This window comes from Cryobacterium sp. TMT4-10, assembly GCF_004403275.1.
Classification (GTDB): Bacteria; Actinomycetota; Actinomycetes; order Actinomycetales; family Microbacteriaceae; genus Cryobacterium; species Cryobacterium shii.
Genome location: NZ_SOGU01000038.1, coordinates 30,443 through 45,937 on the forward strand (window position 1 = coordinate 30,443; position 15,495 = coordinate 45,937).

At 68.0% G+C, this 15,495-nt stretch carries 16 protein-coding genes; 5 read left to right on the plus strand and 11 right to left on the minus strand.

The window, feature by feature from the left end:
* Positions 1–15: 15 nt before the first annotated feature.
* Positions 16–1,518 carry an IMP dehydrogenase gene (guaB, locus tag E3T42_RS06315; protein WP_134366341.1) on the minus strand — a complete coding sequence of 501 codons (1,503 nt, stop codon included), beginning with the start codon at positions 1,516–1,518 and terminating at the stop codon, positions 16–18.
* Positions 1,519–1,797: 279 nt separating this feature from the next.
* Between guaB and E3T42_RS06320 the strand changes: the two genes are divergently transcribed.
* Genes E3T42_RS06320 through E3T42_RS06335 form a run of 4 tightly spaced genes read left to right on the plus strand, consistent with a single transcriptional unit; the run spans position 1,798 to position 5,741 of the window.
* A complete protein-coding gene (locus E3T42_RS06320; RefSeq protein ID WP_134366342.1) occupies positions 1,798–3,075 on the plus strand; it encodes a branched-chain amino acid ABC transporter permease in 1,278 nt (425 codons plus the stop codon).
* A 14-nt stretch (positions 3,076–3,089) separates the two neighbouring features.
* Entirely contained in the window at positions 3,090–4,070 is a 981-nt protein-coding gene (locus E3T42_RS06325) for a branched-chain amino acid ABC transporter permease (RefSeq protein WP_134366354.1), read from the plus strand.
* Positions 4,060–4,974: an ABC transporter ATP-binding protein gene (locus E3T42_RS06330; protein ID WP_134366343.1), complete on the plus strand. Its 915-nt coding sequence runs from the start codon at positions 4,060–4,062 to the stop codon at positions 4,972–4,974. The genes E3T42_RS06325 and E3T42_RS06330 overlap by 11 nt, the downstream gene beginning before the upstream one ends.
* Entirely contained in the window at positions 4,971–5,741 is a 771-nt protein-coding gene (locus tag E3T42_RS06335) for an ABC transporter ATP-binding protein (RefSeq protein ID WP_134366344.1), read from the plus strand. Before E3T42_RS06330 ends, E3T42_RS06335 begins: the two co-directional genes overlap by 4 nt.
* Positions 5,742–6,570: 829 nt before the next feature.
* On the opposite strand, the gene E3T42_RS06345 is transcribed toward E3T42_RS06335, so the two are convergent.
* From E3T42_RS06345 to groES, 3 genes are all read right to left on the minus strand, one after another.
* The gene (locus E3T42_RS06345; protein ID WP_134366345.1) at positions 6,571–7,866 is read right to left on the minus strand and encodes an ABC transporter substrate-binding protein; all 1,296 of its coding nucleotides are present in this window, start codon (positions 7,864–7,866) and stop codon (positions 6,571–6,573) included.
* A 197-nt stretch (positions 7,867–8,063) separates the two neighbouring features.
* Positions 8,064–9,020, minus strand: coding sequence for an EamA family transporter RarD (rarD, locus tag E3T42_RS06350; RefSeq protein WP_241975876.1), 957 nt, complete (start codon positions 9,018–9,020; stop codon positions 8,064–8,066).
* Between the two features lie 74 nt (positions 9,021–9,094).
* Positions 9,095–9,391 (minus strand): co-chaperone GroES, encoded by a 297-nt coding sequence (groES, locus tag E3T42_RS06355; RefSeq protein WP_066597535.1) that lies wholly within the window; start codon positions 9,389–9,391, stop codon positions 9,095–9,097.
* Positions 9,392–9,519: 128 nt separating this feature from the next.
* On the opposite strand from groES, the gene E3T42_RS06360 reads away from it, so the two are divergent.
* The gene (locus E3T42_RS06360; RefSeq protein WP_134366346.1) at positions 9,520–10,719 is read left to right on the plus strand and encodes a methyltransferase domain-containing protein; all 1,200 of its coding nucleotides are present in this window, start codon (positions 9,520–9,522) and stop codon (positions 10,717–10,719) included.
* Here E3T42_RS06360 and E3T42_RS06365 read toward each other — a convergent pair.
* From E3T42_RS06365 to tsaE, 7 genes are all read right to left on the minus strand, one after another.
* A complete protein-coding gene (locus tag E3T42_RS06365) occupies positions 10,712–11,125 on the minus strand; it encodes a hypothetical protein (RefSeq protein ID WP_134366347.1) in 414 nt (137 codons plus the stop codon). The genes E3T42_RS06360 and E3T42_RS06365 overlap by 8 nt on opposite strands.
* Before the next feature lie 85 nt (positions 11,126–11,210).
* On the minus strand, positions 11,211–11,849 hold the full coding sequence (locus E3T42_RS06370; protein WP_134366348.1) for a DUF4190 domain-containing protein: 639 nt from the start codon (positions 11,847–11,849) through the stop codon (positions 11,211–11,213).
* A gap of 93 nt (positions 11,850–11,942) precedes the next feature.
* The gene (locus E3T42_RS06375) at positions 11,943–12,338 is read right to left on the minus strand and encodes a DUF4190 domain-containing protein (RefSeq protein ID WP_198417495.1); all 396 of its coding nucleotides are present in this window, start codon (positions 12,336–12,338) and stop codon (positions 11,943–11,945) included.
* Between the two features lie 159 nt (positions 12,339–12,497).
* Positions 12,498–13,565 (minus strand): tRNA (adenosine(37)-N6)-threonylcarbamoyltransferase complex transferase subunit TsaD, encoded by a 1,068-nt coding sequence (gene tsaD, locus E3T42_RS06380; RefSeq protein WP_134402674.1) that lies wholly within the window; start codon positions 13,563–13,565, stop codon positions 12,498–12,500.
* Positions 13,562–14,104 carry a ribosomal protein S18-alanine N-acetyltransferase gene (rimI, locus tag E3T42_RS06385; protein ID WP_134402675.1) on the minus strand — a complete coding sequence of 181 codons (543 nt, stop codon included), beginning with the start codon at positions 14,102–14,104 and terminating at the stop codon, positions 13,562–13,564. Before rimI ends, tsaD begins: the two co-directional genes overlap by 4 nt.
* A gap of 1 nt (position 14,105) precedes the next feature.
* The gene (gene tsaB, locus E3T42_RS06390) at positions 14,106–14,738 is read right to left on the minus strand and encodes a tRNA (adenosine(37)-N6)-threonylcarbamoyltransferase complex dimerization subunit type 1 TsaB (protein ID WP_134366351.1); all 633 of its coding nucleotides are present in this window, start codon (positions 14,736–14,738) and stop codon (positions 14,106–14,108) included.
* A 144-nt stretch (positions 14,739–14,882) separates the two neighbouring features.
* The gene (gene tsaE, locus E3T42_RS06395) at positions 14,883–15,407 is read right to left on the minus strand and encodes a tRNA (adenosine(37)-N6)-threonylcarbamoyltransferase complex ATPase subunit type 1 TsaE (protein ID WP_134366352.1); all 525 of its coding nucleotides are present in this window, start codon (positions 15,405–15,407) and stop codon (positions 14,883–14,885) included.
* Positions 15,408–15,495 lie beyond the last annotated feature (88 nt).

Consider the following 15,495-nt stretch of genomic DNA (forward strand, 5'->3'; position numbering starts at 1 on the left):
GCTCGGCGAGGAAGGTCAGCGGCGGTAGTTGGGTGCCTCGACCACGATCTGCACGTCGTGCGGGTGCGACTCCTTCAGCCCGGCGGCGGTGATCCGCACGAACTTGCCCTTCTGCTTGAGCTCGTCGATCGTGCGAGCGCCCACGTAGAACATGGACTGGCGCAGGCCGCCGATGAGCTGGTAGGCCACGGCGGACACGGGGCCGCGGTACGGCACCTGGCCCTCGATGCCTTCCGGGATGAGCTTGTCGTCGGAGGGGACATCCGACTGGAAGTAGCGGTCCTTGGAGTAGGAGGTCTTCGTGCCGCGGCTCTGCAGCGCGCCCAGCGAACCCATGCCGCGGTACGTCTTGAACTGCTTGCCGTTGACGAAGACGAGCTCGCCGGGGCTCTCGTCACAGCCGGCGAGGAGGGAACCGAGCATGACGGTGTCCGCTCCGGCCACGAGGGCCTTCGCGATGTCGCCGGAGTACTGCAACCCGCCGTCGGCGATGACCGGGATGCCGGTCTCCCGGGCCGCGAGCGACGCCTGGTAGACGGCGGTGATCTGCGGAACGCCGACGCCGGCGACGATGCGGGTGGTGCAGATGGAGCCGGGGCCGACCCCGACCTTGATCGCGTCCGCACCGGCGTCGATGAGCGCCTGGGCGCCGGAGCGGGTCGCCACGTTGCCGCCGATGACGTCGACCGCGGCGAAGGCCGGGTCGGTCTTCAAACGGCGGATGATGTCGAGCACGCCGGCGCTGTCGCCGTTGGCGGTGTCGACGACGAGCACGTCCACGCCCGCGTCGAGCAGCGCGGTGGCTCGCTGCCAGGCGTCACCGAAGAAGCCGATGGCTGCGCCGACGCGCAGGCGACCCGCGTCGTCCTTCGTCGCGAAGGGGTATTCCTCGCTCTTGTCGAAGTCCTTGACGGTGATCAGGCCCGTGAGCCGGCCGGCGTCGTCGACGAGGGGAAGCTTCTCGATCTTGTGGGTGGCGAAGATGGCGACGGCGTCCATCGGCGCCATGCCGACCTTGCCGGTGATCAGCGGCGCCTTCGTCATCACCTCGCGCACGAGCGTGGTGTGCTTCTTCGTGCTGGAGACGAAGCGCATGTCCCGGTTGGTGATGATTCCGACGAGCACGCCGTCGGAGTCGACGACCGGGAGGCCGCTGATGCGGTACTGCCCGCACAGGGCGTCGACCTCGGCCACGGTGGCGTCGGGCGAAGTTGTTACCGGATTGGTAATCATGCCGGATTCGCTGCGTTTGACGAGGTCCACCTGCTCGGCCTGGTCCGAAATGGACAGGTTGCGGTGCAGCACGCCGAGGCCGCCTTCGCGGGCCATGGCGATGGCCATCCGGGTCTCCGTGACGGTGTCCATCGCGCTGGAAAGCAGCGGTGTGGCCACGCTGATCCGACGCGTCAGCCGAGACATAGTCTCGGCTTCACTGGGAATGACGTCGGTGTGCCCCGGCAGAAGCAGCACGTCGTCGTAGGTGAGCCCGGTGAAACCGAACGGATCTGGCTGATCCATGTAACCCCTTTTTCATACGCGGAAAGATAGGAAAAAATCCGGGAATCCGAGGGACCCAACCGGTTCATCAATGTTAAGCGACATTGCGCTCCCCGCATTCCGCGTACGAAGATCTAGGGAGTGTTGACCCACGTCGTAACATCGGCGACATATTCTTCATTTACTGTCAACAAAGATGTTGGCAGGTGAGACCCGGGGCACGCTCGGTCACAAACCCAACGGTGCCGCCATGGAGGTGCAGTGAATTCCACTGAAGCTGTTCGCAGATTCTCACCCAGAATGCTGGTGATCTTTCTCGGTCTGCTCTTCGCAGCCTTGACGATGTCCACGTTCGCCACGCTCTCCGCCGCGCCGGCTCACGCCGACGAGGTCGGAACGGACAAGTACGACTACGTGCTCGCCGGCAACGTCCAGTTCAACCAGAAACCGCTCGACGGCGTGCTGATCACCGTCAAGGGCTCCGGCTACGAGGCATCCGTGAAGACGGGCGTCGACGGCAAATGGAAGGTGGGCGTGCCCGAGAAGGCCACCTACTCCGTGGCGCTGGACGAGGACACCCTGCCCAAGGGCGTCATCGTCGCCAAGGGCGGCAGCGTCATCAAGGCGGAGTTCGGCCTGACCAAGGTCAAATCGGTCAACTTCTTCCTCGGCGAGGGCAAGCGCTCCACGGTGAGCTTCTTCGACCAGTTCGTGAACCGATTCGTGAACGGGCTCAACTTCGGCCTTCTCCTCGCCCTGGCGGCGATCGGGCTGTCGTTGATCTTCGGCACCACGGGCCTGAGCAACTTCGCCCACGCCGAGATGATCACCTTCGGCGCCCTGATGACGCTGCTCTTCTCCGTCACCCTGCACGTGCCGGTCTGGGCGGCGATCATCATCGCCATCCTGCTCAGCGCCGGGCTCGGCTGGAGTCTCGACGCGGTGATCTGGAAACCGCTGCGGCGCAAGGGCGTCGGCCTGATCCCGCTCATGATCGTGAGCATCGGCCTCTCCCTCGCCCTGCGCTACGTCTTCCAGTTCTTCGTCGGCGGCGGCACGAGCCAGCTGCCGGGCTCCGGACTGGCCGACATGAAGCTCGGTCCGATCCGGCTCTCCGTGATCGACCTCGCCAGCATGGGCATCAGCATCGTGGTGCTGCTGGCGGTCTCCTTCTTCCTGCTGCGCACCCGCATCGGCAAGGCGACCCGCGCCGTCTCCGACAACCCCAGCCTGGCCTCGGCCAGCGGGATCGACGTCGACGGCGTCATCCGGATCGTCTGGGTGGTCGGCGGCGGTCTCGCCGGGCTCAGCGGCATCCTGTGGGCCTACTTCCGGCCGGGCGTCAGCTGGGACATGGGCTTCCAGATCCTGCTGCTCGTCTTCGCGGCGACCACCCTCGGCGGTCTCGGCACCGCCTTCGGTGCCCTGATCGGTTCGATCATCGTCGGCCTGTTCGTCGAACTGTCGACGCTGTGGCTTCCCTCCGACCTTAAATACGTCGGCGCACTTGTCGTGTTGATCCTGGTGCTGCTGCTTCGGCCGCAAGGCATCCTGGGTCGCAAAGAGAGAATTGGCTAGAAGGGCATCCGATGATCGACTGGGGAGCAATCTTTAGCAACGCAGCCGTCGAGCTGATCAGCCCGACCACCGCCGCCTACGCCCTCGCGGCGCTCGGGCTGGCGATCCACTTCGGCTACACCGGCCTCCTGAACTTCGGCCAGGCCGGCTTCATGGCCCTCGGCGCCTACGGCTTCGCCATCTCCACCCTCAGCTTTGGCTTCCCTGTCTGGGGTGCCGTGCTGGTGGGGGTCGGCGCATCCGTGGTCTTCGCCCTGATCCTGGGCATTCCGACCCTCCGTCTGCGGGCGGACTACCTGGCGATCGTGACGATCGCCGCGGCCGAGATCGTGCGGCTTCTGTTCACGACGAACACCTTCGAGCCGCTCACCGGCTCGGCGAACGGGCTGAGCGGGTACAAGGGCGGCTTCAGCTCACTCAACCCGATCCCGGAGGGCACGTACGGCTTCGGGCCGTTCGAGTACAACGCCTACGACTGGTGGCTGCGCATCGTGGCCTGGACGATCGTGGTCCTCGCCTGCCTGTTAACCTGGCAGATCATGCGCAGCCCGTGGGGTCGCGTGATCAAGGGCATCCGTGAAGACGAGGATGCCGTGCGCGCCCTCGGCAAGAACGTCTACTCCTACAAGATGCAGTCCCTGATTCTCGGTGGCGTGTTCGGCACGATCGCGGGCATGATCTTCGTGCTCCCCCGAGCCGTGGTGCCCTCGAACTACCAGACCTCGCTGACGTTCTTCATCTACGCGATCCTCCTGCTCGGCGGCGCGTCGACGATTCTCGGCCCGGTCATCGGCTCGATGATCTTCTGGGTGTTGCTCTCTTTCTTCTCCGGCTTCATCGCCCGAGCGGTGGAGGCGGGCTGGCTGCCGTTCATGACCAGCATCCAGGCCGGCCAGCTGCGGTTCATCCTCGTCGGCGTCGCAATCATGCTCATCGTCATATTCAGACCGCAGGGCATCTTCGGAAACAAGAAGGAGTTGGCCTTTGTCAAATAACACCGTTCCGAGCAACAAGCCGATCAAGTCCACGGATCTGCACATCGGCGAGGCCGCACCCGGCTGCAAGAAGAGAGACCCGATCCTGGTGGCGGATGGCGTGAGCCGCACCTTCGGCGGCCTCAAAGCCGTCGACGTCGACCATGTGGAGATCCCCCGCGGTGCCATCACGGCGCTCATCGGGCCCAACGGCGCCGGCAAGACCACCCTCTTCAACCTGCTCACCGGCTTCGACAAGCCCGACACCGGTTCCTGGACCTTCGAGGGTCGGTCCCTCTCCGGCATGCCGGCGTTCAAGGTGGCCAGGATGGGCCAGGTGCGCACGTTCCAGCTCACGAAGGCGCTGGGCCTGCTGACCGTGATGGACAACATGCTGCTGGGCGCGAAGGGCCAGACCGGGGAGAACCTGTTCCGGGCGATCTTCCCCTTCTTCTGGCGCAAGCAGGAAGAAGACAACCGGGCGCGCGCCATCGACATCCTCGAGCGCTTCAAACTGGACACCAAGAAGGACGACTACGCCGCGAGCCTGTCCGGCGGGCAGCGCAAGCTACTCGAAATGGCGCGGGCCCTGATGAGCGAACCGACCCTGGTGATGCTCGACGAGCCGATGGCCGGGGTGAACCCGGCGCTGACCCAGTCGCTGCTGGACCACATCCTGAACCTGAAGACGCAGGGCATGACCGTTCTGTTCGTCGAACACGACATGCACATGGTGCGCCACATCGCGGACTGGGTCATCGTCATGGCCGAGGGTAAGGTCGTCGCAGAGGGCGACCCGCACGAGGTCATGCGCAACCCCGCCGTGATCGACGCCTACCTGGGCCAGCACCACGACGAAGACCTCGGCGAGGATCCTGCGGCCGAAACCGAACATGTCGAAGCCATTAAGGAGCTGCTCGATTGACGAACTCCAGCCCGACCGCCCCGCCGGTCTACGTCCCCACCGGGGAACCCGTCGTCGAGGTCAAAACGGTCACGGCCGGCTACCTGCCGGGCGTGAACATCCTGAACGCGTGTTCGCTGACCGCCTACGACGGTGAACTGATCGGCATCATCGGCCCGAACGGCGCCGGCAAGTCGACGCTGCTCAAGTCGATCTTCGGCCAGGTCAAGGTGCGCGAGGGCGAGATCCTGCTGCGCGGTGAGAACATCACCAACCTGAAGGCGAACAAGCTCGTGGCCAAGGGCGTCGGCTTCGTCCCGCAGACGAACAACGTCTTCCCGACCCTCAGCATCCAGGAGAACCTGGAGATGGGGATGTTCCTGAAGCCGAAGGGCCTGCACGAGCGGCTCGAGTTCGTCACCGAGATCTTCCCGGAGCTGAAGAAGCGGCTGCAGCAGCGGGCGGGTTCGCTCTCGGGCGGCGAACGCCAGATGGTGGCGATGTCGCGGGCCCTGATGATGGGCCCGCACGTGCTGCTGCTCGACGAGCCCAGCGCCGGCCTGTCCCCCGTGCGCCAGGACGAGGCGTTCCTGCGGGTCAAGGAGATCAACAAGGCCGGCGTGACCACGATCATGGTGGAGCAGAACGCGCGCCGCTGCCTGCAGATCTGCGACCGCGGCTACGTGCTCGACCAGGGCCGCGACGCGTACACAGGCACCGGCCGCGAGCTGCTGAACGACCCCAAGGTGATCGGCCTGTACCTGGGCACCCTGGGCCAGGACGACTGACCCGGCACACCCGCACCACCCGCACACAGAAGCGGCGCCCGAGAGATCCTCGGGCGCCGCTTCTGTGTGCCCGGTGCGCGGCTCCTGCGTGCCCGTGGGCGGCTCCTGGGTGCCCGTGCGTTACCCGTCGTTGTACCGGTGCGCCGTCGCGGCTCGCGGCGCACGGCGCACGGCGCACGGCGCACGGCGCACGGCGCACGGCGCACGGCGCACGGCGCACGGCGCACGATGTGGCCCGGGGCGCAGGTTCTAACCTGCGCCGGCGTGCACAGCGTGCGCCGCGACATCCGTGGCCGGATACGGCCTCACCGGGACGGGGCCGGCCGACACCGTGGCCGGGGTCCGGGTGCACAGAAGCGGACTCGCGGCCGTCGGGTCCGGGGGCGCGTCATCGCCGCTCGAGCTCGACACTTCCGGTCGACTTCGTCACGTGCGCGAGTCGAACTCGATCGGAAGTGGCGAACTCGCCGGAGGTGCCCAAACAACGGATGCGCGCCGTGGCTGTCGGGCTCGTGAGCCGGTGGCTCGTGGCTCGTGGCTCGTGGCTCGTGGCTCGTGGCTCGTGGCTCGTGGCTCGTGGCTCGTGGCGCACGATGTGGCCCGGGGCGCAGGTTCTAACCTGCGCCGGCGTGCAGAGCGTGCGCCGCGACATCCGTGGCCGGAGACGGCGTCACCGGGGGCCGGACCGTGCCGCCACGCACCGCCGGGCGCCCCGCCCCGCACGAGCATGGCGCCCGGAGTCCCGGGCACGACGACCGGGCACGAAGAAGGGCCCCGACCGGAGTCGGGGCCCCTCCTGATCACTAATCAGTCGGTGACTGGTTCGTGACTAGTTGATGCGTGCGTAGGTGTTGTCCGCTGCGTACTCGTAGACACCGATGGTGGCCTCGGTCGGGTCGCCGTACTCGTCGAACGTGACCGGCCCGGAGAAGCCGTCGTAGTTGACCTGGTCGCCGGCGGCGAGGGCCTTGGCCGCCGCCTTGAAGTCGGTGACCTTGGTGCCGTCGCCGGTTCCGCCGGAAACCTGGCGCAGGTACTTGGAGATGGTCGTACCCTTGACGTCGTTGGCCGCGTACGCCGCGAGGGCGACGAGCATGACGGCGTCGTAGGACTCGGCCGCGTAGCTGAAGTCGGTCAGGGTCGGGTCGACCGCCTTCAGACGGTCGGTGAAGTCACCGAGCGTTCCGACGTCCAGGCCGGGCAGGGTTCCCTTCGAGCCGGCGACGAGCCCCGGAGCGAAGTCCTTGCTGTAGTCGGCCAGGTTGCCGTCCACGAAGTAGAGCTTGTCGCCCGGGAAGCCCGATCCGACTAGCGCGGGGGTGATGACCTTGGCCTGGTCGAACGTGACCAGGGCGATCGCATCCGGGTTGGCCGCGGTCACTTCGGAGATCTGAGCGGCGAAGTTGGAGTCACCCTCGTTGAACAGCGACTTGGCGACGACCTTGCCGCCGGCGGCTTCGAACGCCGCGGTGGTGGAGTCGGCCAGGCCGGTGCCGTAGGAGTCGTTCAGCACGATCAGGCCCAGGGTGCTGTTGCCGTCCTCGGCGATCTGGTTGCCCAGGACTTCGCCCTGCAGCAGGTCGGAGGGGGCGGTGCGCCAGTAGAGGTCCTTGTCGGCGTACTTCGTGAAGTCGGCCGAGGTGTTGGCCGGCGAGAACTGCACGACGCCGGCACCGGTGATCTGGTCGATCACGGTCTTGGAGACGCCCGAGGATGCCGCACCGATGATGGCGGAGACGTCCTGGGAAAGAAGGTCGGTCACCGACACGGTCGCGGTGTCCGTGGTGGTGTCACCCGAGTCCCGGTAGACGGGCTCGATCTTCATGCCTAGGTCGGCGTCGTTGATGTCCTTGACGGCCAGCGCGACACCGGCCTCTTCGGGCGGGCCCAGGAAGGCGAGGGCGCCACTCTGAGGAAGGACGGTGCCGATCTTCAGGGTGAGATTGCGGTCACCGGCTTTGATGGTCTGGGCGTCACCGCTCGCCGCGGGCGACTCCGACGCAGCGGGTTCAGCAGCATTGCTGCTGCAGCCGGTGAGCAGAAGTGCACTGACGCCGACCATGGCGACTCCAGTGACGACGGCCCGGACTGAGCGGGAGGCCGAGGCCTTCGCGAATACGCTCATGTTGCTCCTTGGGACTAGGAATGAGAAATGCCGGCGGTCGAATGACTGCCGTTCTGTCACATTATTGACAGGGAACGCACGAAACAAGGCAACCGTGTTACATCCGTGTAACGCGGACCAAATCGTTATCGGCGGCCGATGACGCTCGCACCGGCGATCTGTTGCGCGTGAGGTGTCGCCGCCGCACGGATCCGGCCTCAGGCCGGCTCGAGCGACGAACGGCGGGGCGCCCGCCCGGTCAGGACCATGTCGGCGGTAAGCACGACCAGGGCCAGCCAGACCAGGCCGAATCCGGCCCACCGCTCGGGCGGCATGGGCTCGTGCAGCACGAAGACGCCGACGAGGAACTGCAGGATCGGTGCGAAATACTGGATCAGGCCGAGGTAGGTCAGCGGCAGGCGACGGGCCGCGGCGGCGAAGAACAGCAACGGAACGGCCGTGATGACGCCGGCCAGGAGCAGCAGCACGGTGTGCCACGGCGAGACCGTGCCGATGGTCAGGCCGGAGACGGCGCCCACCACGATCAGCTGGACCACGGCCAGGGGCGCGAGCCAGACGGTTTCGAGCGTGAGACCGGCGACGGCATCGACGTCCCGGCCGACCCGCTTCTTGATCAGACCGTAGAAGCCGAAAGAGAAGGCGAGAACGAGCGACACCCACGGAAGCGCCCCGTACCCGACGGTGAGCACGACGACCGCCCCGAGGCTGATGCCTACGGCCACCCACTGCAGCAGACGGAGCTTCTCCCGCAGCAGCAGCACGCCCAGGAACACGGTCACGATCGGGTTGATGAAGTAGCCCAGCGCCGCCTCGACCACATGGCCGCTCAGCGCCGCGAACACGTAGGTCTGCCAGTTGATGAAGATCAGGAGCCCGGCCAGCCCCATGGTGAAGACGATCCGGCGTTTGCGCAGCAGGCCCAGGAACGACCGCCACTTGCGGGTGACCGTGATCAACAGGGCGCAGAAGACCAGGGAGAACAGCACCCGCCAGGGCACGATCTCGAAGGCCCCGGTCGGTGCGAGCAACAGGAAGTAGAGGGGCAGCATGCCCCAGAGCGTGTACGCCAGAACCGCATAGATCAGGCCCGTGCTCTGCTCCGAGCGCGCCGGGCGCGCGGCACCCCGGGAAGGCGGAAGGGGCGTGTCCTGCACGTTCGTGCCTCTCTCAAAACGAAGAATCCCGGATGGCCAGGGCCATCCGGGATTCTATCGATCAGTGTGTGTGACTAGCGAACGACGACTGCGAGCACGTCGCGAGCCGACAGGACGAGGAGGTCCTCACCACCGAACTTGACCTCGGTTCCGCCGTACTTGGAGTAGATCACCTTGTCGCCGACGGCGACGTCGAGCGGGATGCGGTTTCCGTTGTCGTCGATCCGGCCGGGACCGACGGCGACAACTTCACCCTCCTGGGGCTTTTCCTTGGCGGTGTCAGGAATGACCAGACCTGAAGCGGTGGTCTGCTCTGCGTCGACCTGCTTGATGACGATGCGATCCTCGAGCGGCTTGATGGAGACCGACACGGTTGACCTCTTTCTTAGCTAAGACTTAGTTAGCAGACTCACAGCGAGAGTGCTAAGTCGAGTTTAGGGCGCTTCTGGCACTCACGCAACGTGAGTGCCAGACCCGGCCGAGTTGATAGGTTTGCGGGATGGAACGCTCTGAGCTCGTTGAGCTGTTATCTCCGGAGGGTTTGCGCCTGCTGGACTCGCTGCCGCCGTACGAATCGGCCGCCAACGTGGTGCGGGTGGTGAGTGATCTGCGCAAGGCCGGCCACGCCCCCGGGCTGGTGGCCGCGGTTCTGGGCCAGTCCCGGCTGCGCGCCAGGGCCGTGCCCAAGTTCGGCGAGTTCGCCGGCCGCATGCTGTTCACCGAGACCGGCCTCGAACAGGCCACCCGGCTGCGCGTCGCGGCCCTCCACGCGGGCCGCTTCGCGGGCGCCTCGCTGAACCGCGTCGTCGACCTCGGCTGCGGGATCGGCGGTGACGCAATGGCCTTGGCGGCGATGGACCTCGAGGTGACCGCGGTCGACGCCGACGAGGTGACGGCCACCGTCGCCAGCTTCAACCTGGCCCCGTTCGAGAACGCGACCGTGCTGAACGCCGACGCCGAGAGCGTCGACCTCACCGGTTTCGACGCCGCCTGGCTGGACCCCGCCCGCCGCACGGCCGGGCACACCAACACCTCCCGCCTGACCCGGCCGGAGGACTACTCCCCCAGCCTCGACTTCGTCTTCGGCCTCCGCGAACGGATGCCCATCGGCGTCAAGCTCGGCCCCGGGCACGACCGGGAGCAGATCCCGGTCGACGCTGAAGCGCAGTGGGTGTCCGTGGACGGCAAGCTCGTCGAGATGGCGCTCTGGTTCGGCAGCCTGGCCCGCACCGGGATCCGCCGGTCCGCCCTGCTGCTGGGTCGGGACGGGAGCCATGAGCTGAACGCCCCGGCCGACAGCGAGGACGCCCCGGTGGGGGTGCTGGGCGACTACCTCTATGAGCCGGACGGTGCGATCATCCGTGCCCGCCTGATCGGCGACCTGGCCCGCTCGCTGGACGCGCTGATGCTGAGCGAGTCCATCGCCTACCTGACCTCCGCCAGCCTGGTGCGCACGCCGTTCGCCACCGCGTTCCGGGTGCTCGAGACCCTGCCGGTCGACGAGAAGAAGCTGCGCCTCGCGCTGCAGGAACGCCGGATCGGCACCCTGGAGATCAAGAAGCGCGGCGTGGACGTGGACCCGGCCACCCTGCGCACCCGGCTGCGGCTGAAGGGGCCGGAGTCAGGAACGCTCGTCCTGACGCGGGCCGCCGGACACCGGGTGGCCCTGCTGGTCGAGCGGGTGTCGGCGCTCAGCTGACGGCGGACATCAGCACGAGGGTGATGACCAGCACCCACCCGGCGGCGATGAGCAGGCCCGCGAGACCGGTGACCAGGCCGTAGACCCAGAGCGCGCCCGACCGGTGCTCCGTGGCGCGGGCCATGATCGCCAGGACGATCGCGGCCAGCGACAGGGCGGCACCCCAGACGCCGAAGATGGCGACCAGCAGTCCCAGCAGGCCGAAGACGAGCGCGGCGACGGACAGGCCGTGACGCTCGGCGTGGGCACGCAGCTCGGTGTCCGTGTAGACATACGGCACCCACTCGGTGGGAGCCGTCACCGTCGACTCATAGTCCAGTTCGCCCTCGACCGAAGCCGGCGGTCGGGTGAGGTCGAGCCGGAAGTCGTCGACGTCGTCCGACGGGTCCCGGTACTCCCCAACCATTCCTGCTGCCTCCGACATGCTGTAAACGGGCGCCGCCGCATCCGTGCGCCCGAACGGTGCGCCGGTCAGGCACCCGCGGTGAAACTCAGTACGAGTAGCTGTTGGGCATGCTGGCGAAGATAACGGCCCAGATCAGGATACTCGCCAACGCCAGGGCGACGCCGACGAACCCGGTGATGATGCCGGTCAGCCAGAAGCCCCGGGCCTGCGGTTCCTTCGACCGGCCGAGGAACCCCAGCACGACGGCCGCGGCCGGAACGAACAGCCCGAGGATGCCGCCCGCGATCGGGATGAAGACGATCGGGAACCCGAGGATTCCGATCACGCCGGCCACGAGCGAGAGGATGCTGAAAATCGGCTGCTTGGCCGCCGGCGCGCCCCCGTAGGGATCCGAGGACGGGGCGCCGTAGGCGGGAGGCGGGGTCGTCGGAGCGCCGTAGTAGGCGGGTGGCTGGGTCGGTCCGGCCGACGGCGGGGTCGGAGCCGGGGTCGGCCCGGCCGGGGGCGGCGTCGGGGGTCCGTACCCGGGTGGGGGCGTCTGGCCGCCGGAGAACGGCGGCACGGGCTGGGCGGTGGACGGCACGGGCTGGGCCGGCCGCACGGGCTGGGCGGCGGGCGGCACATCCGCGGACTGGGGAATGTCGGGGACCTGGGGCACGTCCGGCACCTGGGGGACGTCGGGGACCTGCGGGACGCCGGGGCCGGGGGTATTCGAATCACTCATCTGAGTTGCTTCCTTTCCGCACGGCGTCTGCCGTGATCGGGTTCCAGTGCGTCAGCTGTGCCGGAATCCTGGTGTCGAGATTCCGGTTTTCGTTCACATGTTGTTGAGGATGGTCGGGTCGCTGGCGATCGCGAGGACGAGCAGCCCCCCGATGATGACCGAGAGAACCAGGCTCGCGTAACCGATGATCAGGCCGGCAATCGCGAGGCCGCGGCCCTTCTCGCCGGTCTTGCCGATCTGGCTCAGGGCGATGTGGCCGGTGATGATGGCGGCCAGAGAAATCGAGAGCACCGCGGTCACCAGCGAGATGATCGCCAGCACGTTGTACTTCTCGGACGAGCCCTGCGCAGCGTACGGCTGCGGGTACGCCGCGTTCTGCCCGTAGGCCGGTGCAGCCTGAACCTGGGGCGTGCCGGGCGCCGGGTTCGCGGGGGCCGCGGGCGGCTGGAACATCGGCGGGGTACCCGGCGTCAGGTTGGGGTCGGTCATGGCGAAGCTCCTTCTGGACAGAACTGAACATCTGGGCAAGTGAACATCTGGCGGTGCCATAGTGGCACCCCGCCAGATGGGGTGTCAACGGACCAGACGAACGGCGCCCGTGCAAGCCAGAATACCCGGTCGGAGCGTAAACACCGCTCTGGCCGGGACTTAGACCTGGATCTCCGAGACCGGAAGGGTCGAATCCGCGCCGAACTCCATTGACGAGGGCTCGTGCCCGGCCATGATCAGTTGGGCGCCGAGCGCGGCGATCATGGCGCCGTTGTCGGTGCAGAGCGACAACGGCGGGATGCGCAGGGCGATTCCGGCGGCATCCGTGCGTTGCTCGGCCATCAGACGCAGCCGGGCGTTCGCGATCACCCCGCCGCCGAGCAGGAGCCGCGGCACCTCGAGGTCGACGCAGGCCGCGACGGCTTTGGTGAGCAGGATGTCCACGACCGCCTCCCGGAAACTGGCCGCGACGTCTGCGACGGGCACGGTTTCGCCCGCGTCGCGCTTCTGTTCGACCCAGCGGGCGACCGAGGTCTTGAGCCCGGAGAAGGAGAAATCGTAGCGGTGTTTGGCCATGTCCTTGGTCTGGCTCAGACCACGGGGGAAACGGATGGCGGAAGGGTCGCCCTCCAGCGCCGCCCGGTCGATCTGGGGCCCGCCGGGGTAGGGCAGGCCGAGCACCCGCGCCACCTTGTCGAACGCCTCGCCGGCGGCATCGTCGATGGTCTCGCCGAGGAGTTCGACGTCGGAGACCAGGTCGCGCACCAGCAGCAGAGAGGTGTGCCCGCCGGAGACGAGGAGCGCGATGGTCGGGTATTCGAGGGGTTCGGCGGTGTCGGTGGCCCCCATCCGGAGCACGTCCGCCCCGACGTGGCCGACAAGGTGGTTGACCGCGTAGATCGGCTTGCCGAGCGACAGGGCGAGGGCCTTGGCGGCGGCGACCCCGACCATGAGCGCTCCGGCCAGCCCGGGGCCGCTGGTGACGGCCACGGCGTCGATCTCGTCCAGGCGGATGCCGGCCTCCAGCGTTGCCGCCCGGATCGCGGGCACGAGCTCCTCGAGGTGCGCGCGCGCGGCCACCTCCGGCACGACTCCGCCGTAGCGGGCGTGCTCGTCCATCGATGACGCGATCGTGTTCGAGAGCAGGGTGGTGCCGCGCACGATCCCGATCCCGGTCTCGTCGCACGAGGTCTCGATGCCGAGGACGAGCGGATTGGAGCGGTTCATTCGGCGGCCTCCGGCGCGAGGGTTTCCGACGTCAGGGGCTCCGGTGTCAGGGGCTCCGGTGTCAGGGACGAGACGGGCAGAGGCACGTCGAGTCGCATTACGATCGCGTCGACGTTGTCTGGCTGGTAGTAGCCGCGGCGCACTCCGATTTCCTCGAAACCGAGCCGCCGGTACAGCTCCTGGGCGGAGGGGTTGTCGGCGCGCACCTCGAGGAAGACCTCGCGGACGCCCCGCTTCCGTGCCTCCGCGATCAGGCTGAGCATCAGGGTGCGGCCGAGCCCGTGGCCGCGGGCGTGCTCGGTGACCGCGATGGTCTGGACGTCGCCTTCCCGGGCGCCGCGAGGGGCCAGCAGGCCGGCGTAGGCCTCGATCCGGTCGGGCGAGTCGGGTGGGAAGGCGACCAGGTAGTAGCAGTTCGGGTCGGCGACGTCGCGCGCCATCGCCTCGGCGGACCAGGCGTCGGTCGCGAAAATCCGGCTCTCGAGCGCCATGATCGCGTCCACATCGGCGGCGCCGGGCCGGCGCAGCTGCCAGGTCATCTCAGCTCACCCGTTTCGGGCCGTTGGACAAGGTGACGTCGGGAGAGCGCAGGTAGATCGCTTCGTCACCGGCGAACGGATGCCCGTGCGCCCACATCAGTTCGGCCACCAGGCCCAGGTCCGCCGCGGAGACGGTGGCCGCGTCGTGGCGGGGCACCCCGGCGTGGTCCCAGTCGTCCTCCAGCAGCACGGCGGGTTTGGCCACACCCGGCCCGGCGACGCGGATCGGCAGGCCCGCGGCATCCGCCCCGCTGTACACCGACCAGTTGACCTCGCGGCGGCGCGCATCCGTGACGACGACGAGCCCGCCGATATGGCCGTCGCGGTACCGACCGAAGGCGACGGCGTCGTGGCTGACGACGGGTACGAACGGCACCCCCGCCCCCAGGGCGAATACGCGGGCGGCGGCGATGCCGACGCGCAGCCCGGTAAACGGGCCCGGGCCCATTCCGCCGACCACTCCGGAGAGGGCGGCGACCGGCAGATCGGCCTCGGACAGGCAGGCGGCGATGAGCCGGCCGATCACCTCGGCGTGGCGCATGGTGTCGCCGGTTTCGTGGTGGGCGATGACGCCGCGGTCGAGGTCGACGAGGGCGACGCTCGTGCCGGCGGAGGTATCGATGGCGAGAAGCACCTCCCCAGCCTATTCGCTGCGCCTCCCCGCCATCTCACCGCCCGCCCCCGCGCCCGCCCTGCCCTGCTCTGCCTGCCCTGCCTGCTCACGCCCGCCCGAGCGAATTCGACGGAGATTTTGGGGTTTTGGGCCGAGTTGTGCCGCTTAGAGGCTTTTTAGAGCAGAATCTCCGTCGAATTCGTTGGGAGCCCAGCGGGGGCCGTGGGGCGTGAGGGTGACCGTGCGGGGCTCGTCGAGGTCGAGCACCTCGGCGGGGTCGCCGGTGACGGATGCCGGGGCCTGCGAGGCGCCGACCGGCCGTTCGATCTCGATGTCCAGCCAGGACTCGGTGATGCCGTCGAGCATGCCGCGGCCCCACTCGACCACCACGATGGAATGCGCGAAGTCGATGTCGAGGTCGTCGAGTTCGACGGCGCTGGACAGCCGGTAGGCGTCGACGTGCACCAACGGCGGCCCGCCGACCGTGCTCGGATGGGTGCGGGCCAGCACGAAGGTGGGGCTGGTGACCGAGCCGCGCACGTGCAGTCCCTCGCCGAGGCCGCGGGTGAACGTGGTCTTGCCTGCCCCGAGCGGCCCGGTCAGCACGACCAGGTCGCCGGCGCGGAGCAGCGCGGCGACCTCGGCACCGAAATCGTGCATGCTGTCGGCGTCCGGGATTGTTCTGCGCATGTCGGGACCCTCAGCGTGCGGCACGGTCGGCGGCGCGCGGCGTGGCGGCCGGCGGCGTGGCGGGCTGCGTGGCGGCCGGCGGCGTGGC